Origin of the sequence: Ramlibacter montanisoli (assembly GCF_013087525.1) — a bacterium.
Lineage (GTDB): Bacteria > Pseudomonadota > Gammaproteobacteria > Burkholderiales > Burkholderiaceae_C > Ramlibacter > Ramlibacter montanisoli.
On sequence record NZ_JABFCS010000001.1, the window covers coordinates 2,707,954 to 2,726,898 of the forward strand.

General features: G+C 71.4%; 23 protein-coding genes and 1 pseudogene. All 24 read left to right on the top strand.

The genetic code is table 11. The features are described from left to right. Positions 1–103 precede the first annotated feature (103 nt). Positions 104–724, top strand: coding sequence for a SurA N-terminal domain-containing protein (locus HK415_RS13280; protein WP_171559968.1), 621 nt, complete (start codon positions 104–106; stop codon positions 722–724). Beyond that, positions 721–1,197: a peptidylprolyl isomerase gene (locus HK415_RS13285; RefSeq protein ID WP_171559975.1), complete on the top strand. Its 477-nt coding sequence runs from the start codon at positions 721–723 to the stop codon at positions 1,195–1,197. The genes HK415_RS13280 and HK415_RS13285 overlap by 4 nt, the downstream gene beginning before the upstream one ends. A gap of 37 nt (positions 1,198–1,234) precedes the next feature. Next, complete coding sequence (locus HK415_RS13290) at positions 1,235–2,233, top strand: hypothetical protein (RefSeq protein WP_171559978.1); 999 nt, start codon at positions 1,235–1,237, stop codon at positions 2,231–2,233. Further along, the gene (locus HK415_RS13295) at positions 2,230–2,469 is read left to right on the top strand and encodes a hypothetical protein (RefSeq protein ID WP_171559979.1); all 240 of its coding nucleotides are present in this window, start codon (positions 2,230–2,232) and stop codon (positions 2,467–2,469) included. The genes HK415_RS13290 and HK415_RS13295 overlap by 4 nt, the downstream gene beginning before the upstream one ends. A gap of 113 nt (positions 2,470–2,582) precedes the next feature. Further along, positions 2,583–2,897, top strand: coding sequence for a hypothetical protein (locus HK415_RS13300; RefSeq protein WP_171559980.1), 315 nt, complete (start codon positions 2,583–2,585; stop codon positions 2,895–2,897). Further along, positions 2,867–3,091, top strand: coding sequence for a hypothetical protein (locus tag HK415_RS13305; protein ID WP_171559981.1), 225 nt, complete (start codon positions 2,867–2,869; stop codon positions 3,089–3,091). Before HK415_RS13300 ends, HK415_RS13305 begins: the two co-directional genes overlap by 31 nt. Positions 3,092–3,128: 37 nt before the next feature. After that, entirely contained in the window at positions 3,129–3,578 is a 450-nt protein-coding gene (locus HK415_RS13310; RefSeq protein WP_171559984.1) for a c(7)-type cytochrome triheme domain-containing protein, read from the top strand. Beyond that, the gene (locus HK415_RS13315) at positions 3,575–4,690 is read left to right on the top strand and encodes a c(7)-type cytochrome triheme domain-containing protein (protein WP_171559987.1); all 1,116 of its coding nucleotides are present in this window, start codon (positions 3,575–3,577) and stop codon (positions 4,688–4,690) included. Before HK415_RS13310 ends, HK415_RS13315 begins: the two co-directional genes overlap by 4 nt. Next, positions 4,687–5,268, top strand: a complete 582-nt coding sequence (locus HK415_RS13320) for a hypothetical protein (RefSeq protein WP_171559989.1) — start codon at positions 4,687–4,689, stop codon at positions 5,266–5,268. The genes HK415_RS13315 and HK415_RS13320 overlap by 4 nt, the downstream gene beginning before the upstream one ends. After that, positions 5,265–5,582, top strand: coding sequence for a hypothetical protein (locus tag HK415_RS13325; RefSeq protein WP_171559992.1), 318 nt, complete (start codon positions 5,265–5,267; stop codon positions 5,580–5,582). The genes HK415_RS13320 and HK415_RS13325 overlap by 4 nt, the downstream gene beginning before the upstream one ends. Before the next feature lie 28 nt (positions 5,583–5,610). Further along, positions 5,611–6,492, top strand: coding sequence for a hypothetical protein (locus tag HK415_RS13330; RefSeq protein WP_216369795.1), 882 nt, complete (start codon positions 5,611–5,613; stop codon positions 6,490–6,492). Positions 6,493–6,494: 2 nt separating this feature from the next. Then, positions 6,495–7,058 (top strand): c(7)-type cytochrome triheme domain-containing protein, encoded by a 564-nt coding sequence (locus HK415_RS13335; RefSeq protein ID WP_171559994.1) that lies wholly within the window; start codon positions 6,495–6,497, stop codon positions 7,056–7,058. Beyond that, a complete protein-coding gene (locus tag HK415_RS13340) occupies positions 7,055–7,441 on the top strand; it encodes a c(7)-type cytochrome triheme domain-containing protein (RefSeq protein ID WP_171559997.1) in 387 nt (128 codons plus the stop codon). Before HK415_RS13335 ends, HK415_RS13340 begins: the two co-directional genes overlap by 4 nt. Beyond that, the gene (locus HK415_RS13345) at positions 7,438–8,445 is read left to right on the top strand and encodes an NHL repeat-containing protein (RefSeq protein ID WP_171559999.1); all 1,008 of its coding nucleotides are present in this window, start codon (positions 7,438–7,440) and stop codon (positions 8,443–8,445) included. Before HK415_RS13340 ends, HK415_RS13345 begins: the two co-directional genes overlap by 4 nt. Further along, positions 8,442–9,506 carry a 6-bladed beta-propeller gene (locus tag HK415_RS13350; RefSeq protein WP_171560001.1) on the top strand — a complete coding sequence of 355 codons (1,065 nt, stop codon included), beginning with the start codon at positions 8,442–8,444 and terminating at the stop codon, positions 9,504–9,506. Before HK415_RS13345 ends, HK415_RS13350 begins: the two co-directional genes overlap by 4 nt. Continuing rightward, complete coding sequence (locus HK415_RS25130) at positions 9,506–10,174, top strand: hypothetical protein (protein WP_253261877.1); 669 nt, start codon at positions 9,506–9,508, stop codon at positions 10,172–10,174. The genes HK415_RS13350 and HK415_RS25130 overlap by 1 nt, the downstream gene beginning before the upstream one ends. Before the next feature lie 405 nt (positions 10,175–10,579). Further along, on the top strand, positions 10,580–11,965 hold the full coding sequence (locus HK415_RS26395) for a cytochrome c3 family protein (protein ID WP_309246688.1): 1,386 nt from the start codon (positions 10,580–10,582) through the stop codon (positions 11,963–11,965). 7 nt (positions 11,966–11,972) lie between these two features. Then, on the top strand, positions 11,973–12,944 hold the full coding sequence (locus HK415_RS23970) for a cytochrome c biogenesis protein ResB (RefSeq protein WP_216369796.1): 972 nt from the start codon (positions 11,973–11,975) through the stop codon (positions 12,942–12,944). Further along, positions 12,941–13,762: a cytochrome c biogenesis protein gene (locus HK415_RS13360; RefSeq protein ID WP_216369797.1), complete on the top strand. Its 822-nt coding sequence runs from the start codon at positions 12,941–12,943 to the stop codon at positions 13,760–13,762. Before HK415_RS23970 ends, HK415_RS13360 begins: the two co-directional genes overlap by 4 nt. A gap of 230 nt (positions 13,763–13,992) precedes the next feature. Continuing rightward, a pseudogene (locus HK415_RS27585) lies at positions 13,993–14,082 on the top strand (hypothetical protein); the annotation flags it as partial. A 503-nt stretch (positions 14,083–14,585) separates the two neighbouring features. Continuing rightward, complete coding sequence (gene ccsA / locus HK415_RS13370) at positions 14,586–15,071, top strand: cytochrome c biogenesis protein CcsA (protein WP_171560024.1); 486 nt, start codon at positions 14,586–14,588, stop codon at positions 15,069–15,071. 73 nt (positions 15,072–15,144) lie between these two features. Beyond that, positions 15,145–17,127: a heme lyase CcmF/NrfE family subunit gene (locus HK415_RS13375; protein WP_171560027.1), complete on the top strand. Its 1,983-nt coding sequence runs from the start codon at positions 15,145–15,147 to the stop codon at positions 17,125–17,127. Beyond that, complete coding sequence (locus HK415_RS13380) at positions 17,124–17,627, top strand: cytochrome c-type biogenesis protein (RefSeq protein WP_171560029.1); 504 nt, start codon at positions 17,124–17,126, stop codon at positions 17,625–17,627. The genes HK415_RS13375 and HK415_RS13380 overlap by 4 nt, the downstream gene beginning before the upstream one ends. Continuing rightward, positions 17,624–18,895: a c-type cytochrome biogenesis protein CcmI gene (gene ccmI / locus HK415_RS13385; RefSeq protein ID WP_171560032.1), complete on the top strand. Its 1,272-nt coding sequence runs from the start codon at positions 17,624–17,626 to the stop codon at positions 18,893–18,895. The genes HK415_RS13380 and ccmI overlap by 4 nt, the downstream gene beginning before the upstream one ends. Positions 18,896–18,945: the final 50 nt, after the last annotated feature.

Sequence of the window (18,945 nt, forward strand, 5' to 3'; positions counted from 1 at the left end):
CGACACACGTGCCGGCCGCGAGGTCGGCACGCCTCTTGCACAAGAGGAGTGAATCGGGGCCCGAGGGCCCCTTTTTCCACCTGAAGTCCGGAGACAGATGCCCATGAACACCGATCGCTTCCCCGCGCTGAGCGTCAACGCCGGGATCGCACTGCGCCACACGGCCGCCGCCGGCCTGCTGCTCGCCGCCTTCCATGCCGCCGCCGCCCCGGCCGGCGCCAATGCCGCCCCCGCCGCCGCCAGTCCCGCCGCAGCTCAGCACGCCGCTCCCGCGCCTGCCACGCCGTTTGCCAAAGTCGGGGATACGGTGATCACGCACCAGGAATACGACGCCGCGTTCGCGCAAGCCTCGCGCGGCAAGTTCTATCACGGCAAGCCGCCGGAAGCCGAGATCGCCAAGCTGCAGCGCGACGTGGGCCAGGGCCTGGTCGACGACATCCTGCTCGCGCGCGAAGCCAAGCGCCGCAAGATCCAGCCGGAAGCCGCGGCCGTGCAGAAGCAGCTGACGACCTACGAGGAGCGCTACAAGGACAGCGCCCAGTGGAAGGCCAACCGCGCGCAGATCCTGCCCGGCCTGAAGGCCAAGCTGGAACGCGACAACGTGATGGAGCAGCTGACCAGGCAGGCCAAGGCCGTCGCCGACCCGACGCCCGCGCAGCTGGAGCAGTACTACCTCGCGCACAAGGACAAGTTCACTTCCCCGAGCAGGTCCACCTGCAGGTGATCCTGCTGAAGGTCGACCCCTCCTCGCCGCAGGCCAAGTGGGATGCCGCCATGGAGGAAGCCAAGAAGATCACCGTGCGCCTCAAGGGCGGCACCGATTTCGCGGAGCTGGCCAAGCTGCACTCCGGCGACCCGTCGGCCGACAAGGGCGGCGACATGGGCTACATCCACCACGGCATGCTGCCCGAGCCCGCGCAGAAGGCCGTCGACAAGCTCAAGGCCGGCGAGTACACGGCCGAGCCCGTGCCGCTGCTCGAGGGCGTCGCCGTCTTCAAGCTCCAGCAGCGCAAGTCGCCCGCGCTGAACAAGCTGGACGTGGTGCGCGAGCGCGCCAAGGACCTGTACCTGCGCGACAAGGGCGAGGAGGCGTGGAACACGCTGCTGGCCAAGCTGCGCAAGGACAACCCGGTCAAGCTGGACGAATCCCGTTTCCTGCCCCTGGCGAAGGCAGGCGGAAGCGCCCCCGCGCGTTGAGCGGGACAGCCGGCAGGATGTAGATGCAGTCTCCGCGGTGGACCTGGCTGACGCTCATTGCCTGTGCCGCCGCCGCGGGAGCGCCGGCGCGCAGGTGGCGCCCGAACCGGCAGTGGAGCCGGAGGCCGAGGGCCGCGCCTGGCGCATCCCGCCGATCCTGTGGACCGGATCGGTTTCCTATGACCTGCGCAGCCACCGCGGCGGTGACGAGGGCAGCTCGCTGGCGCACCTGGTCACCGGCTCGCTGGGGCTGAAGACCTACGTCTACCAGCCCTGGCTGGCCGTGGTGTCCGGCAGCGTGGGCCTCACCAACAGCTGGTCGCGCGACTCGCGCTCCGCGGGATCGGCCCTGTTCGGCACCGACCCCTCGCTGCACGAGGCCATCCGGGGACGGGAACAGTTCCTCACCGGCAATGCCAGCGTGAACGTCTTCCCGCAAAGCCGCTTCCCCTTCGAATTCCACGTCGACCGCGCGGACAGCCGGATCAACAACGGACTCGCGTCGACCTTCGACTTCCAGACGACCTCCTGGGGCATGTCGCAGCGCTACCGCCCGCTCGCCGGCCGCTGGAACGCCGCCGCCGGCTACGAGCACCGCGAGCAGTCCGGTGCCGGCTTCCGGGCCACCCAGGACTCGCTGACCAGCGACTTCAACACGTCCTGGAAGCACAACGACGCGACCCTGGGTGCCTCGCACAGCCGCGCGCGCACGCAGGGCACCGACGACGACAGCCGCTTCACCACCCTGGTGGGGCGCCACAGCTACGTGCCCTCCACCGAACTGTCCGTCAACAGCACGGCCAACTGGACGCGCACGCAGGAAGGCGCGGCCGCCGCGCAGACCGACCTGAACGTGCTGCAGTTCTCCAGCGTGGGCATGATGCGCCGGGGCCCCAAGCTGTCGCTCACCGGCAGCGCCCGCGCGCTGCTGCTGCGCGAGGAATTCACCGGCACCGGCGTCGACACCGGCGGCCTGACCCTCGGCGCCAACTACGAATTCACCCCCAGCTGCGGCTCACGGCCAACGGCGGCGTGAGCGCCACCCGCAGCGGCGACGCGTCCTCCAGCGTCTTCTCCGGCTCGGTCGGCGCGGCCTACCAGGGCGACTCGCGGCAAGTCGCCGGCGCGCGCTACGACTGGTTCACCAGCGGCACCGTGGGCGGGGCCGTCAACCAGGGATCCGACCTCCCCAGCGAGCAGCAGGCGAACGTGTCGCTGCAGCTGGGCCACTCGATGTCCCGCAGCTGGCGAACGGGGAGCACTCCAACCTGAGCCTGAACGGCGGCCAGACGCTCACCTGGAGCGACAGCCGCAGCAGCGCGCGCGACGACGATCCCACCCTGGCCAACGACCGTTCCCTGGGCGCCAGCACCACCCTGCTCAACATGCTGGGACTGACCTGGCAGTCCGGCAGCGACGGACGGACGGTCTACGCCCGCGCCTCCTACAATGATTCGGTGGAGTTCCGGAGCCGGGATCGCTTCCAGCTTTTCAACGCGCAGCTTTCCGGCAACCTGGAAATCGACAACCGGCGGTCGCTGACCGGCGACCTGACTTTCCAGCACACCCGGCAGTCCACCGGGCTGGTGCTCGACGGCGTCGCGGGGGGACCGCGACCACCACCGGCGCGAGCGGCGAGATCAGCTACCAGCACCAGCGCCTGTTCGGCGTGCCGCGCCTGCGATTCGTTTCCCGGCTGAAGCTGGCCCAGGATGTGCTGAAACAGCCTGGAACCTTGCTGACCCTTCCCGATCGTGAGACGCGACTCTGGGAAAACCGGCTCGACTGGAGCGTCGGGCGGCTGGACACCCAGGTGATCCTGCGGTTCTCGCAGGTCGACGGCAGGGGGCGGCAATCCATCATGTTCCGCGTGCAGCGCAGCTTCGGCAACTGACACGGGCGGACGGTCAAGTACAAGGAGAGGTCGATAGATGTCGAAAGAGAGCAAGGGTATCGGGCCCGCCGCGCGGCTGGCCGCACTCGTCCTGCTCGGATGCGCGCTGTTCGCGGGCCTGGTGCCCCCGGACGCGCGGGCCGAGTACGGCGACGTGGTGATCAACAACTACTCGGACAAGTCGGGCATGCGCCCGGTGGTGTTCCCGCACTGGTTCCATCGCATCCGCTATCGCTGCAAGGTGTGCCACGCCGACCTGGGCTTCAAGTTCCAGGCGGGCGGCAACGACATCAACATGGTGAAGGTCATCGACGGCCAGTTCTGCGGCGCCTGCCACAACGGCGAAGTCGCCTGGGGCATCGAGAACTGCAACATGTGCCACTCGGGCAAGAACGGCACGCCCACGCAGGTGCACGAGAGCACGACCAACTCCCTGGTCGGCGGCGGCACCCGCCCCGCCCCCGCAGCCGCCGGAGGGACCAAATGATGAAGCCCCGTATCGCCCTCGCCGCGCTGGCCGCGGCGGCCCTCACCTGGATCGCCGGGCCCGCGGCCGCGGCGCCGGACATCGCGGCCGGCAAGACCACCTACGAAGGCGGCTGCGTCGCCTGCCACGGCACCGGCGTGCTCGGCGCGCCCAAGACCGGAGACGCCGCGGCCTGGAAGGCCCGCTCCGGCGGCAACTTGGCAGCCCTGGTGGCAAGCGCCAAGGCCGGCAAGGGCGCGATGCCGCCCAAGGGCGGCATGCCGGCGATCAGCGACCAGCAGCTGGAAAACGCCGTCGCCTACATCCTGTCGCAGTCGCTCGGCGCGGCGCAGGCCGCCAAGGCCGCGCCGGCCGCCAAGCCGGCGCCCGCTGCCGCTGCCGCTGCCAAGCCCGCTGCGCCGGCCCCGGCTGCTGCCGCGCCCGCTGCGGCCGCTGCCGCGGCCAAACCGGCACCGGCGCCCGCCGCCGCAGTGGCCGCCGCACCGGCGCCCGCGGCCGCACCGGCCGCTGCCGCCCCGGTGGCGACTGCCGCCGCGCCGCAAGGCGCCGGCGGTGCCAACACCTTCAACCGGCTGCTGCGCGCGCCGGGCCTGCGCAACCGCGCACCGGCCGAGGACGGCATCCACGACCCGGCCAACGACGGCACGCTCGCCCTGCAGCCGCCGCTCACCGCCTTCACCGAACTGGCCCGCAGCAACGCGGGCAACCGGGTGGACTGGGTGAAGTCGCTGCGCGAGGGCAAGATCAACCCGCGCGCCGACCGCCTCGACCCCAAGGTCGCGCCGGCGGTGATGGACCTGAACATCGTGCGCGAGGTCAAGGGCTCCATGCCCGACGTGGTCTATCCCCACAAGCAGCACACGGAATGGCTCGACTGCTCCAACTGCCACCCGGCGATCTTCAAGCCGCAGAAGGGCGCGAACCAGATCAGCATGGCGGGCATCCTGCTCGGGCAGCAGTGCGGCGTGTGCCACGGCAAGGTCGCCTTCCCGGTGTCCGAGTGCCGCCTGTGCCACTCAAGCCCAAGACCACGGCGACCGCCGACGCGGTGCCGGCCACGGCGCCGGCCAGCCCCAGCCGCGCTGACGCCAGGCAGGAGCACCACGCCATGACCACCGCCCTGTCCCCCTGGAAGCACGCCGCCCTCGCACTCGTCCTGCTGCCCGGCACCGCAGCGGTGGTGGCGCAGCCGGCCGTCGACCCCGCCGTGCGTGTCTCGCCGGTGGTGAGCGCGCAGACCGTCGAACAGAAGGCGGCGATGCTGGACCGCGTCCTGAACCACTCGCCGGTCGCGGCCCGCGTGGCGGGCAGCGGCAACGAAGCGGCGCGCCGGCATTTCCAGTCCGCGCGCGAGCTGCTCGCGCAGGCCCGCGAACTCGCCGGCGGGGGCGCCCTGCCCGAGGCCGACCGCCTGCTGAACGGGGCGATCTTCGAAGTGAGCCGCGCGCAGCAGCTGGTGCCCGATCCGGGTTCGCAGCAGGCCGGCGAGCGCGCCCGCTACGCGCAGCTCGTGGACAGCGTGGCCGCGCTCAGGCGCACGGCCCTGATCGCGCTGCCGGCCGCGGCCCCGGGCGCGGCGAAAGCCGCGCGCAGGTGGTGGCGCGCGCCGACCTGCTGGCCGACCAGGCGGCCCAGCTGGCCCGCACCGACCGCTACCTCGAGGCGAACAAGCAGCTCGACGCGGCCTTGATGCTGCTGCTGCAGGACGCCTCCGCGCGCCTGGCCGGACACACGATCGTCTACGACGTGCGTTTCGCCGACCGCAAGGAAGAATTCGATTTCGAGCTGGAACGCCTGCGCAGCTTCGAGCGGCTGGTGCCGCTCGCGCTGCTGGAATTCCGCCCTTCCGCCGAAGCACGCGTACTGGTCGACCGGTACGCGGCCCAGGCCCGTGAACTGCGCCAACGCGGCGAGTCGCAGTTCGTCCGGGACCCGCTCGCCGCGATCAAGGACCTCATGGACGGCACCGGGCGCTCAAGCGGGCGCTGCAGGCCGCCGGCCTGACGGTGCCGCAAACCATGAGCAGTACACCATGACACTCGTCGCCCCCTCCCGCCTCCTGCGCACCGGCCTGTGCGCGCTCGCGCTCTGCGCCGCCGCTGCCGCCTCCGCCCAGGGGCGCGTCCCGCTGGACCGCGAGCAGCTCGAACGCAAGCTCGCCTCCACCTCCACCCTGATCGAGAGCTCCTCGGGAGCCAAGCAGATCGAAGCCAGCGGCGCCGGCGAAGCGGTCGCGCGGCGCGCCAAGGCGCGCGAGCTGCACGCGAAGGCCGGCGAGGCGCTGCGCGCCGGCGACCTCGAAGGCTCCTCGAAGCTGCTCGACGAGGCATCGCGCGCCATGTTCGAGGGCGTGCGCCTGGCCGCCCCGCAACAGGTGGCGGACGCCAAGCAGCGCACCGACTACAACGCGCGCCTGGAGTCCACCCGCGCGCTGGTCGACGCGCAGAAACGCATCGCCAAGGAAAAGGGCGGCCCGCGCGCCGGCGAACCCGCGGTCCAGGCCGAGGCGCTGATCGCCGAAGGCGAGAAGCTGGTGGCCGCCGGCCGCCTGGCCGACGGACGCGCGAAGCTGGAACAGGCCTACCTGACGGTCAAGGCCGCCATCGGCAGCGCCCGCGAGGGCGACACCCTGGTGCGCTCGCTGAACTTCGCCACGCCGGCCGAGGAGTACCACTACGAGATCGACCGCAACGACACCCACCGCATGCTGGTGGACATGCTGCTGAAGGACAAGCGCGGCGGCACCCTGGACGCCATGGTGGACCAGGCGGTCACCGCTTCCGCCCGCCTGCGCAAGCAGGCCGAGGCCGAGGCCGCGCGCAACGACCACAAGTCCGGCATCAAGACGCTCGAGGAATCCACCCGCGAACTGGTGAAGGCGATCCGCGCGGCGGGCGTGTACATCCCGGGGTGACGATGACCCGGATGCGCTGGCTGTTCGCGGCGGTGCTGGCCCTCCTCTGCCTCGCGGCGGTGGGAGCGGGACAGCGCTGGCTGAAGATCGCCAGCGACAACCTGCACGACCCGAAAAGCCCCGCGGTGGGCGTGCTGCAGGAACCCGCGGAGGCGCTGAGCCTGCTGGCGCCCGACACCGCCGGCAACCAGGTGCGCTGGATGCGCGCGCTCGACGAGGGCCAGATCCAGCCGCGCACCAACATCATGCCGGAGACCAAGGTCAACCTGCGCACCACCGACGTCCTGCTGAAGAACACGGGCGAGATGCACCTCGTGCGCTTCCCGCACCGCCAGCACACCGCCTGGCTCGATTGCAGCAACTGCCACGACCAGCTGTTCCAGCAGAAGGCCGGCGCCACCACGATCAACATGATGATGATCCTGGCGGGCGAAAAATGCGGCCTGTGCCACGGCGCGGTGGCCTTCCCGCTGACCGAGTGCGGCCGCTGCCACAGCGTGGAACGCAACAGCCCCGAGCACCTGGCCTTCGGCAAGGGACTCGTGCGCGACGGAGGCGGGCGATGAGGCGGCTTGTTCGCCTGCTGCTGCTGTCGCTCGGCCTGGCGCTGGGTTCTGCCATCATGACGCCGGCGGCCGCCGAATACGGCGACGTCGTGATCGACCGGCTGTCGAGCAAGAGCGGCGTGCGCGCGGTGGTGTTCCCGCACTGGTTCCACCGCATCCGCTACCGCTGCAAGGTGTGCCACTCCGAGCTGGGCTTCAAGATGCGGGCCGGCGCCAACCTCGTGCAGATGAACGACATCATCAACGGCAAGTTCTGCGGCATGTGCCACAACGGCCAGGTGGCCTGGGCACCGGACCGCTGCGACCTGTGCCACTCGGCCAAGCCCGGCGTGGCCGCGGGGATCTACGGATCGTCCGAAACGAAAGGGCCCGGCAAGTGGTGACACCCGTTTCCCTGCGCCGCCGCTCGCTGGCATTGGCCGGCGGCGCGCTCGCGCTCGGCCTGGGCGGCTGCGCCGCGCTGGACGAACCCGCGGGCGGGCCGGCGCCGGCGCCCACCGCGGACCCGACGCGGCTGCTCACGCCCTGGCTCAGTCTCAACGGCGGCTGGCGCGTGCAGGCGCAGCAGTTCCCGCAGGCGGCGCAACCGACCGGGCAGCGCATCACCTTCGTGCAGCCCACCGGCGTGGCGGCCCGCAACGACCTGCTGCTGGTGGCCGACGCCGGCGCCCGCACGCTGCTGCGCGTGGAACGCGCGCGCGACGCCGTCGCGCCCTTCGCGGCGTTCACCGGCGGCGGTGCCGACACCGGCACCTCGCTGCAGCTGGGCGCGGACTTCAGCGCCTGGGTCGCGCTGCCGGCCGAACACATGGTGGTGCAGTACGACGCGCGCGGCCGCATCGTGCGGCGCTGGATCGACGAATCCGACGCGCCGCGGCCGGTGGCCGTGGCGGTGCCCGAGGACCGCAGCGAGATCCTGGTGGGCGATGGCGCCACGGCGCGCGTGATCGTGTTCGACCCGCTCGGGCGGCCGCTGGGCGTGCTCGGTGGCCGCCGTCCGGCCGTGCTGCAAAGCCTCAGCGCGATGACGCTGGGGCCGCGCGGCCTCTACGTGCTGGATCGCCTCGCGCAGCAGGTCGTGGTGCTGGACCGGCGCGGGCTGCCGGTGGAAGTGATCGGCGAGAACCAGCTGGTGCAGCCGCGCGCGCTGGCCGTGGACCGCGCCGGCCGCGTGTTCGTCAGCGACGACGCCGGGCAGCGCATCAAGGTGTTCCGCGGCCCGCAGCTGCTCGCCAGCGTGGGCGGCGCCGGCAACGGGCCGGGCCGCTTCGGCCGCATCGAATCGCTGGCCATCGACGGCAACCTGCTGTACGTGGCGGACAGCGTGAACGCGCGCGTGCACGTGATGATGGTCGCGCCGGTCGCCCTGGAGGAGCCGCCGCGATGAGGCGCGTGCTGCGTACCTGCGCACTCGCGCTCGCCGCGCTGCTGGCGGGCTGCGCCAGCGAACCCATGGTGATGCGGCTGGACGCGCCGGCGGCGGGCAGCGGCCTGTACCCCTCGCCGCAGACGCAGGAAGTGCCGCGCTACCGCTACCTCGGCCAGCTCACGGGCGAAGGCAATTTCAGGCCCCGCGACGGCGCGAGCCGCAGCCCCGGGCGGCGGCTGCTGGCGCTGATCGCCGGGCTCGACGAACGCCCGGACCAGCCGGTGGTGCTGCAACGGCCGCAGACCGGCATGGTCGACGCCACTGGCCGCGTGCTGGTGACGGACGTGAGCCGCAACGCGGTGTTCGTCTTCGACGAGGCCGCCGGCAAGCTGGACGTGTGGGAACGTGCCGCCCTCGGGCTGCGCTTCGAGGCGCCGATCGGCATCGCCGCCGGCGCCGCGGGCGAGATCCTGGTGGCGGACGCGGAACTGGCGCGCGTGTTCCGGCTGGCCCCCGACGGCAACCCGCGCGGCGAGTTCGGCGCGGGGCAGCTGGTGCGGCCCACCGGCGTCGTGCGCGACGCGGCACGCGGCCGCATCTTCGTGGCCGACACGCATGCGCACGACATCAAGGTGTTCGACGACGCGGGCCGGCTGGTGAGCACCTGGGGCAAGCGCGGCGACGGGCCGGGCGAGCTGAACTTCCCGACGCACCTGGCGCTCAGCGACGGCATGCTGCTGGTGTCCGATTCCATGAACGCGCGCGTGCAGGGCTTCGACCGCACCGGCCAGCCCGTGCTGGCGTTCGGCCGCCGCGGCGTGTACGTGGGCAACCTGGTGCGGCCCAAGGGCGTGGCCGCCGACGACGAAGGAAACCTCTACGTGGTGGAGTCCATGCACGACACGCTGATCGTCTACGATCGCGAGGGCCGCCTGCTGATGTCGCTGGGCGGCAGCGACGGCGAGGCGGGACGCTTCTACCTTCCCTCGGGCGTCTGGGTGGACAGCCGCAACCGCGTGTTCGTCGCCGACATGTTCAATGGCCGCATCGCGGTGTTCCAGTTCCTTGGCGGAAATTGATGACCCGTCTTCCCATCCTGATCCCTTCCCTCCTCCTCGCCGCGCTGGCACTCCTGTGCGCCGGCCCCGCGTCGGCGGCCAAGGTGTCGGACATCTCGAACACGAAGCACAACCTGTCGGCCTCGGGGCCGGGCACGGTCAAGGCGACCACCGAGTCGCAGATCTGCGTGTTCTGCCACACGCCGCACGCCGCCGAGTCGCTCCCGGGCGCGCCGCTGTGGAACCGCAAGCTGTCCGGCCAGACCTACCAGGGCACCACCTACAACTCCAGCTCGATCGAAGCGAGCATCGACGAACTGTCCCAGGGCCCGAGCGGCCTGTCCAAGCTGTGCCTGTCCTGCCATGACGGCACCATGGCGATCGGCAACGTCAACGTCCTGAACGGCAAGGCCAACCAGACCATCACGATGACCGGCACCGGCGCCGGCAGCACCATGCCGCCCGGCGCGGGCCTCACCACCGGCTTCACGCGCAACCTCGGCGTGGACCTCACCAACGACCACCCGATCTCCTTCACCTACGACGCGGCGCTCGCCACGCGCGACGGCGCAAGCTGCGCACGCCCGACGGCACGACGGTGGGAACCCGCGTGCGCGGCCAGGCCAAGCCGAAGCTGCCGCTGGAAGACGGGAAGATGCAGTGCACCACCTGCCACGACCCGCACCTGAAGGAGACCGACCCCAGCAAGGGCGCGGCGAAGTTCCTGCGCCTGAACCGCCTGCAGGAAACCGCGCCCAGCGGCGGGCTGTTCTCCGAGACCGGCGACACCTTCTGCCTGGCCTGCCACGACAAGGCCGGCCAGCTGTGGGCGCAGTCCGCGCACGCCAATCCGCTGGTGGCCGACGAACAGTTCAACACCACCGCCGCCAACCTGCGCGAGTTCCCCGCCAACCTGCCGGTGTGGCGGGCCGCCTGCCTGAGCTGCCACGACACGCACACGGTGCAGGGCTCGCGCCGCCTGCTGCGCGAAGGCACCGACAGCGCCGCCACGCCCAAGGCGGGCGGCAACCCTGCGATCGAGGAAACCTGCTACCAGTGCCACTTCCTCGCTGGCGCAGAGCGCGCTGACCAATGTGACGGCGGTGCCGAACATCAAGGACGACTTCGCGCTGCCGCGCCGCATGCCGATCCGCAACACGGAGCAGCAGACCGGCAGCGAGGTGCACGACATCGGCACCGGCACCGGCGTGCAGCGCGGCAAGGACTTCGTCGAGGCGCCGGCGCTCCTGGGCAAGGGCAATCCGGCCAACCGCCACGTGGAGTGCACCGACTGCCACAACCCGCACCGCGTGATCAAGAACCGGCTGTTCAACGCCAGTGCCACCACCCCGGATGCCGCGGGCACGCACAACCACGCGGCGGGGCACACCAACATCGCCTCCGGCGTGCTCAAGGGCTCGCACGGGGTGGAGCCGGTGTACGGCGGCGCGACCTTCGGCACCTTGCCGAGCAGCTTCGACGTCAAGCGCGGCGACGGCGGCGTGGGCGCCAGCACCGCCGTGGGCAGCGCCTGGGTGACGCGCGAATACCAGGTGTGCCTCAAGTGCCACTCCACCTACGCCTACGACACGCCGCCCAGGCTGGGTGACAGCGGCGGCGGCACGCCCTCCACCACCAACGGCCTGCTGAACTACACCGACCAGGCCATGGAGTTCCAGGCGCCCGCGGCGCACAAGGGCCAGGTGACCACCACCGACAGCGGCGCCTTCCAGGGCACGCCGCCGGGGCGGACCTACACGGTGAACTTCCGCACCAACAACCACCGTTCCTGGCACCCGGTGATCGACAACACCGGGCGCACGCACGCCGTCCGCAACACCAGCGAGACCTCCTGGCGGGCGCCGTGGAACCTGACGGCCAACGTGGGCTCGCAGACCATGTACTGCAGCGACTGCCACGGCTCCAACACCGCCGCCGACACGGTGGTCCCGGCGGGCGGCGAGAACGGCAGCCCCTGGGGCCCGCACGGCTCGGCCAACAACTTCATCCTCAAGGGCACCTGGGACGCCGCCAGCGGCAGCGGCCAGGCCAACACCCTGTGCTTCAAGTGCCACAACCCGTCGACCTACGCCACCTCGGGCGGCAGCGGCGGGACCGGCTTCTTCGGCGGCGGCCGCGGCAACCTGCACGCCTACCATACCGAGAAGATCGGCCGCATCCGCTGCACCTGGTGCCACATCGCCGTGCCGCACGGCTGGAAGAACAAGGCCTTCCTGGTCAACCTGAACGACGTGGGACCGGAGGCCGGGCTGGCACCGGGCACGCAGGTGCGAAACGGCACCCGCGCGACCTACAGCGCGGCCCCGTACTACCTCAACGCGGTGCTGAAGGTGCGCACCTTCGGCACCAGCGGCAACTGGAGCGAGGGCAACTGCGGCTCGGTCGGCGCACCGGGCAACGGGTCGTCCGGCCGCGACTGGATGCGCGACTCCAGCGAAGCCTGCGTGAACGCGCCCTGAGGACGACGTGAAGCAGATGCTGCGCACCCTGGCATCGAACCGGCTGATGATGGCCGGCTTCGCGCTGCTCGCCGTGGGGACCGTGGCTTCGTACAAGCTGCCGGGCGTGCCGGTGGCGGTGCTGGTCGCCCCGCTCGCGCTGCTTGCGGTGAACCTGGCGGCGGCGATCGCCGCGCGGCCGGCGCTGCGCCGCGGCGGCCTGGGCGTGTTCCACGTTTGCCTGCTGGCGCTCATGCTGCTGGCCGGCTGGGGCCGGCTGGTGCACCTGGACGGCCGGGTGGAAGTGACCGAAGGCACGGTGCTGGATCCCGCGCAGATCGAGGTGACCGCGCAAGGTCCCTGGCACGGCGACGCATGGCGCCTGCTGGGATTCCAGCAGGGCCTCTGGGAAGTGGACTACGCGCCGCGCGTGTGGCGCACGCACACCCGCAGCCAGGTCTGGCTGCCGGGCGAGCGCGCGCCGCTGGTGGTCGGCGACGACACGCCGCTGGTGCTGGACGGCTACCGCTTCTACACCACGTCCAACAAGGGATTCGCACCCGTCATCACCTGGCAGGCCGAAGGCGCGGAGCCGGTGAGCGGCGTGCTGCACATGCCCTCGTACCCCGCGCTGGAATGGAAGCAGGAGCAGGCCTGGCAGGCACCCGACGGCCGCGAGCTGCGCTTCTGGCTGAAGGTGGATGCCAAGGTGCCGCCGGACGCGCGCTGGACCCTGGCGCCGCAGTCCACGCCGGCGGTGCTGGCCGTTTCGCTGGACGGACAGCGGCACGAGCTGCGCGCCGGCCAATCCGTGCAGCTGCGCGGCGCGACCCTGCGCTTCGACCGGCTCAACGGCTGGATGGGCTACAAGATCTTCTACGACCCGACGCTGATCCCGATGCTGCTGGTGGCGCTGGCGGGCGTGGCCGGCCTGGCCTGGCACCTGTGGCATCGCGTCGGCGCGCTGGCCCCCGCGCCGGCGGAAGGAGCACCCGCGTGATCCACCCGCTCGACACCTGGGTCCTGTACGCGGCCGCCGCGCTGGTGGTGCTGTCGGCCGCCGTGTCCTGGCGTTCGCTGGCCGTGCCCGCCAACGTGGGCCCGCGCATCCCGCTGCTGCTGGCCGACTTCGCGCTGGCCGCGCTGGTCGCGGGCCTGGCCCTGCGCTGGATGCGCCTGGGGCACGGCCCCTTCCTCAACATGTTCGAGATCCTCGCCAGCAGCCTGCTGAGCCTGGGCCTGATCTGGCGCCTGGCCAGCACGCGGGTGGCGGTGCTGCGCGACACGGCCGCCGTGGTCTGGTCGCTGCTGGGCGTGATGGCGCTCTGGCTGCTGGCCGTCGAACCCCGCGACAGCATCCTGCCGCCAACCTACGAGATGCCGGTGCTGTGGTTCCACGTGGCGCTGGGCAAGGTCTTCCTGGGCTGCGCGCTGGTGGCCACCGGGCTGGCCGGGGTGCTGCTCGCCCGCCGCACGGTGCGCGGCGCCCGCTGGTTCCGCCGCATGCCGGCCGATCCCACGGTCGATTTCCTGGCCTGGCGCTTCATGCTGGCCGCCCTGGTGTTCGAGAGCCTGATGCTGATTGCCGGCGCGGTGTGGGCGCAGGACGCCTGGGGCCGCTACTGGGCCTGGGACCCGCTGGAGACCTGGGCCTTCATCACCTGGCTGGCGCTGGCCGCCGCCGTGCATGCGCGCATCACCTGGCGGGTCAGCCCGCGGGCCGGCGCGCTGATGATCCTGGGCGTGTTCGTGATCGCCTTCCTCACCTTCTTCGGCGTGCCCTTCGTCACGCTCGCGCCGCATCAGGGAGCCGTATGAAGAACCGCACCACCCTTGCCGCCACCATCCTGATCGTCGCCCTGCTGCTGGTCGCCGGGCTGGTCAAGTGGTTCTCCGAGCCGCGCTTCGTCAGCCGCCTGGAGCACCAGCAGCAGATGCAGCAGCAGGAGCTGCGCAAGCGCTTCGAGCAGGCGGTGGTCATGCTGCACGCGAAGCAGTACGAGCACGCGATCACCGCGCTGCACCGGGTGCTGGAGATCGCGCCGCGCATGCCCGAGGCCCACGCCAACATGGGCTATGCGCTGCTGGGCATGGAGAGGCCCGACGCGGCGCGCGGCTTCTTCGAGGCGGCCGTGGAACTGAACCCCCGCCAGGCCAACGCCTATTACGGGATGGCGCTGGCATCCGAGGCGATGAAGGACTACGAGATGGCGCTGGGCGCCATGCGGACCTACCTGCACTTCGCCCCCGCCCAGGACCCCTACCGCGCCCGCGCGCGTTCGGCGCTTTGGGAGTGGGAGGAGAAGCTCGGCCGCCACGCCCCGGCCGGCGCCCCCGGGCCCGCTAGCGCCCCGCTCCCCTCCGGCTCCTTCTTCCGGCTTCCTGTTTCCGGGAACCGCCGCCCCCCTTCCCCGCGTGCGGGAAGCAGCCAGGAGTCTGCGCGGCAGAAATACGGGCCTGCAGGCCCGGTTACAGGGGTGACAGGCTGGCACGGTCCGTGCAGACAGCAGCTCCCCAGGAGCCCCGACCTTGCCCATGCCGCTTTTCAGCCCTTCCGGCCTTGCCGTGCGTCCCGCCCACCGGGCGGTGCGCGCGCTCGCGACCCGGGGTCCTGCTGGGCCTGGCGGCGCTGGCGATCGGCATGCTGCCCGGGGACGCCGGCGCGTCCCCGGGCGCCTTCGCCATCCTGTTCCTGCACGTTCCGGCCGCCTGGCTGTCGCTGCTGTTGTTTACTGCCGCTGCTGGTTGCGCCGCGGTCACGGTGGCCAACCGCCGCCCTGCCGCCGCCATGGCATTGCAGGCGATCGCGCCCGTCGGCGTGGTAGCTTCCGTGCTCGCGTTGTGGACGGGCCTGGCCAGCCAGCGCGCCTATGGCGCCTGGTGGGGCTGGGACGCCCGGCTCGTGTGCGAGCTGGTCCTGCTGCTGCTGTTCGCCGGCGCCATGGCGCTGCGGTCGGTGACGGCGGATCCGGGGCGCGCGGAGCTGGCGGCGGCGGTGCTGGTGCTGGTCGGTGCGTTGAACATCCCCATGGTCTACCTCACGGTGGACTGGTGGAATACCCTGCATGAGCGTGCCGCCGCCGGTGTCGGCCGCTCTCCTACGCTGTCGCGGCCATGGCCGCGATGACGCTGGCGTTCTGCATGTCCGCAGGCGCCGTGGTGTTGGCGCGCCTGCAGGCAGGCGCACCCAAGGAGCAAGAATGATTGGTGAAATCGGCCACTTCTGCCTGATCGTCGCGCTGATGCTGGCGCTGGCGCAGGGCATCCTTCCCCTGGTGGGGGCGCAGAAGGGGCGCACCGCCTGGATGGCGGTGGCGCAGCCTGCCGCCCAGGGGCAGTTCCTCTTCGTGGCCATCGCGTACGTGCTGCTCACGACCGCGTTCGTGAACAACGACTTCAGCATGCTGGTGGTGGCGCAGCACTCCAACTCGCAGCTGCCCACGCCCTACCGCATCGCGGCGGTGTGGGGCGGCCACGAAGGCTCGATGCTGATGTGGGTCCTGATGCTATGCCTGTGGGGCGTGGCGGTCTCGATCTTCAGCCAGCGCCTGCCCTCGGCCTTCGTCGCCCGCGTGCTGGGCGTCATGGGCCTGCTGGGCACCGGCTTCCTGAGCTTCCTGCTGTTCACGTCCAACCCCTTCGTGCGCCTGCTGCCGGCCGCCGCCGAGGGCCGCGACCTGAACCCGCTGCTGCAGGACCCGGGCATGGTGATCCACCCGCCCATGCTGTACATGGGCTACGTGGGCTTCTCGGTGGCCTTCGCCTTCGCGATCGCCGCGTTGCTGACCGGCCGCCTCGACGCAACCTGGGCGCGCTGGTCGCGCCCCTGGACCACGATCGCCTGGATGTTCCTCACGCTGGGCATCGCCATCGGCAGCTGGTGGGCCTACTACGAACTGGGCTGGGGCGGCTGGTGGTTCTGGGACCCGGTGGAGAACGCGTCCTTCCTGCCCTGGCTGGTGGGCACCGGCCTGATCCACTCGCTGGCCGTCACCGAAAAGCGCGGCGCCTTCCGGTCCTGGACCGTGCTGCTGGCGATCTTCGCCTTCTCCTTCAGCCTGCTGGGCACCTTCCTGGTCCGCTCCGGCGTGCTGACCTCGGTGCACGCCTTCGCGACCGATCCCAAGCGCGGCGTGTTCATCCTCGTCTTCCTGATCGCCGTGGTCGGCAGCTCGCTGGTGCTGTTCGCGGCGCGCGCGCCCAAGGTCGGCCTGGGCGGCAAGTTCAGCGCGGTCTCGCGCGAGTCCATGCTGCTGGCCAACAACGTGCTGTTCTCCGTGGCCGCCGCCAGCGTCATGCTGGGCACGCTCTACCCCCTGCTGCTCGATGCGCTGGAGCTGGGCAAGATCTCCGTCGGCCCGCCCTACTTCGAGGCCGTGTTCGTGCCGCTGATGGCGCCCGCCGTGTTCCTGATGGGGATCGGCCCGCTGACGCGCTGGAAGGAAGCCTCGGTGCCCGAGCTGGCGAAGCGCCTGCGCTGGGCGCTGGGCGCCGCGGTGCTGGCCACGGCCGTGTCGCTGGTCGCCGGCGGTTCGCTGCTCAGCTCCTTCGGCGTGCTGCTGGCCGCCTGGGTCGCCGGCACCACCGTGCTGGCCCTGCTGGAGCGCACGCGCAACCTGAAGGGTTCCTTCGTGCAGCGCCTGGCGCAGGTCAAGCGCGTGCTGCCGCGCGGCGAGTGGGGCATGCTGCTGGCGCACTTCGGCATCGGCGTGTTCATCTTCGGCGTGACCATGGTCAAGACCTGGGAAGCCGAGAAGGACGTGAAGATGCAGCCCGGCGAGAGCGCCACCCTGGGCGGCTACACCTTCCGCATGGAAAGCATCGGCGAGTACACCGGCCCCAACTACCTGGCCCTGCGCGCGGCCGTGAAGATCACGCGCGGCGACCAGGAAGTGACCACCATGCACCCGGAGAAGCGCATGTACACGGCGCAGGGCATGCCGATGACCGAAGCGGGCATCGACGCGGGCTTCACGCGCGACCTGTACGTGTCGATCGGCGAGAACCTGGGCGGCGAGGCCTTCGCGGTGCGCCTGCAGGTCAAGCCCTTCATCGACTGGATCTGGGGCGGCGCCTTCCTGATGGCCATGGGCGGCCTGCTGGCCGCCACCGACCGCCGCTACCGCCTCGCGCGCAAGGAAGCGCGCGCGGCCGACGCCGCGCTCGCGGGAGCCAAGGCATGAAGCAGCTGTTCGTCCTCGCCGCCGCGCTGATGATCGCGCTCGCCGGCATGGCGACGGCCAGCGCGCAGGTGCAGCCGCAGTCGCAGGAGGCGGCCACGCTCGCCTCCGACCCGGCGCTGGAAAAACGCGTCAACGAGATCGGCCTGGAACTGCGCTGCCTGGTCTGCCAGAACCAGACCATCTCCGACTCCAACGCCGGCCTCGCCGTGGACCTGAAGAACCAGATCCGCGAACAGCTGCAGGCGGGCAGGAGCGAGAAGCAGATCATCGACTTCATGGTGGAGCGCTACGGCGACTTCGTGCTGTACCGCCCGCCGGTGCGCGCGACCACCGTGCTGCTGTGGGCCGGCCCCTTCGTGCTGCTGGCCTTCGCCGTCTTCGGCGCCGTGGTGGTGGTGCGCCGCCGCCGCGTGGAGGCCGACAACGCACCCCAACTCACCGAAGCGCAGCGCCGCAAGGCCGCGCAACTGCTCCAGGACGAGCCGGAGACCTCGAAATGACCATTGCCTTCTGGGCCGCCGTGGCCCTGCTGCTGGGCGGCGCGATGCTGTTCGTGCTGCCGCCGCTGCTGCGCCCGCCGGTGCCCAAGCGTTCCGTCTCGTCGCCGATGGAGGCCTACCGCGAGCAGCGGGCGCAGATCGACGCCGAGCTCGCGCAAGGCGCGCTGTCGCCCTCGAAGCACGAGCAGGCGCTGCAGGAACTGCAGGCGCGCGTGGTGGACGAAGTGGGCGAAGTGGAGGAACCGGCGCCCGTGCAGAACACGCCGCAGTCCACCGCCTTCGTCCTCGCCGTCGCCCTGCTGATCCCGGCCGGCGCGCTCGCGATCTACGGCTTCATCGGCATGCCGTCCGCCCTGCGCGGCGACGAAGGCGCCATGGCCAGCCGCGGCGAGCAGTCGCCGCACGCTCTCACGCAGGAGCAGATGGAAGCCATGGTCGAGGGCCTCGCGCAGAAGCTGCAGAAGAACCCGAACGACCCCGACGGCTGGCACATGCTCGCCCGTTCCTACGTGGCCTTCAACCGCATGCCCGAAGCCGCGCAGGCCTACGAGAAGGCCAATGCGCAGGCACCCGGCAACCCGCAGATCCTGGCCGACTACGCCGACGTGCTGGCCATGGTCAACGGCCGCAAGCTCGAAGGCCGGCCCGAACAGCTGGTGCTGGAAGCGCTCAAGGCGGATCCCAAGCACCAGAAGTCGCTCGCGCTGGCCGGCACCGCCGCCTTCAACCGCGGCGACTTCGCCAAGGCGGCCGACTGGTGGAAGCAGCTGCTGGCCACCCTGCCGCCCGGCTCCGACCAGGCCAAGACGGTGCAGGCGAACATCGAGCAGGCGCAGGGCAGCGGCGGCGCCACCGTCGCCGCCCGTCCCGCCGCCCCCGCACCCGCTGCCGGCCCCGCCGACAACGGCGCGGCCGCCGCGGCCGGCGCCTCGGTGGAAGGCAGCGTGGCCATCGCCGATGCGGTCAAGGGCAGCATCGCCCCCGGCTCGGTCCTTTTCATCTACGCCCGCCCGGCCGATGGCAGCCGCATGCCGCTGGCCATCCTGCGCGAGGACGCCGGCAAGCTGCCGGTGCGCTTCAAGCTGGACGACTCGCTGGCCATGACGCCGCAGGCGAAGCTCTCGCTGCATTCCGACGTGATGCTGGTGGCGCGGATCTCGAAGACGGGCGACGCGACCCCCAAGCCCGGCGACATCACCGGCTCGCTCGGCCCCGTCAAGGTGGGCGCGCGCGACCTGAAGCTGGTGCTCAACGAGGTCGTGAAGTGAAACGGCGCGCCGCGCTCGCCTCGGCCCTGGCTGCCTGCGTGGCAGGCTGC

What these genes read in the sequence shown, in the direction of transcription:
- HK415_RS13375 (WP_171560027.1), top strand. Translation starts at nt 15,145, where the DNA reads ATGATTGGTGAAATCGGCCACTTCTGCCTGATCGTCGCGCTGATGCTG.
- HK415_RS25130 (WP_253261877.1), top strand. Translation starts at nt 9,506, where the DNA reads ATGACCCGTCTTCCCATCCTGATCCCTTCCCTCCTCCTCGCCGCGCTG.
- ccsA (WP_171560024.1), top strand. Translation starts at nt 14,586, where the DNA reads ATGCTGCCCGGGGACGCCGGCGCGTCCCCGGGCGCCTTCGCCATCCTG.
- HK415_RS13330 (WP_216369795.1), top strand. Translation starts at nt 5,611, where the DNA reads ATGACACTCGTCGCCCCCTCCCGCCTCCTGCGCACCGGCCTGTGCGCG.
- HK415_RS13300 (WP_171559980.1), top strand. Translation starts at nt 2,583, where the DNA reads ATGCTGGGACTGACCTGGCAGTCCGGCAGCGACGGACGGACGGTCTAC.
- HK415_RS13310 (WP_171559984.1), top strand. Translation starts at nt 3,129, where the DNA reads ATGTCGAAAGAGAGCAAGGGTATCGGGCCCGCCGCGCGGCTGGCCGCA.
- HK415_RS13350 (WP_171560001.1), top strand. Translation starts at nt 8,442, where the DNA reads ATGAGGCGCGTGCTGCGTACCTGCGCACTCGCGCTCGCCGCGCTGCTG.
- HK415_RS13320 (WP_171559989.1), top strand. Translation starts at nt 4,687, where the DNA reads ATGACCACCGCCCTGTCCCCCTGGAAGCACGCCGCCCTCGCACTCGTC.
- HK415_RS13380 (WP_171560029.1), top strand. Translation starts at nt 17,124, where the DNA reads ATGAAGCAGCTGTTCGTCCTCGCCGCCGCGCTGATGATCGCGCTCGCC.
- HK415_RS13340 (WP_171559997.1), top strand. Translation starts at nt 7,055, where the DNA reads ATGAGGCGGCTTGTTCGCCTGCTGCTGCTGTCGCTCGGCCTGGCGCTG.
- HK415_RS13280 (WP_171559968.1), top strand. Translation starts at nt 104, where the DNA reads ATGAACACCGATCGCTTCCCCGCGCTGAGCGTCAACGCCGGGATCGCA.
- HK415_RS13315 (WP_171559987.1), top strand. Translation starts at nt 3,575, where the DNA reads ATGATGAAGCCCCGTATCGCCCTCGCCGCGCTGGCCGCGGCGGCCCTC.
- HK415_RS13335 (WP_171559994.1), top strand. Translation starts at nt 6,495, where the DNA reads ATGACCCGGATGCGCTGGCTGTTCGCGGCGGTGCTGGCCCTCCTCTGC.
- ccmI (WP_171560032.1), top strand. Translation starts at nt 17,624, where the DNA reads ATGACCATTGCCTTCTGGGCCGCCGTGGCCCTGCTGCTGGGCGGCGCG.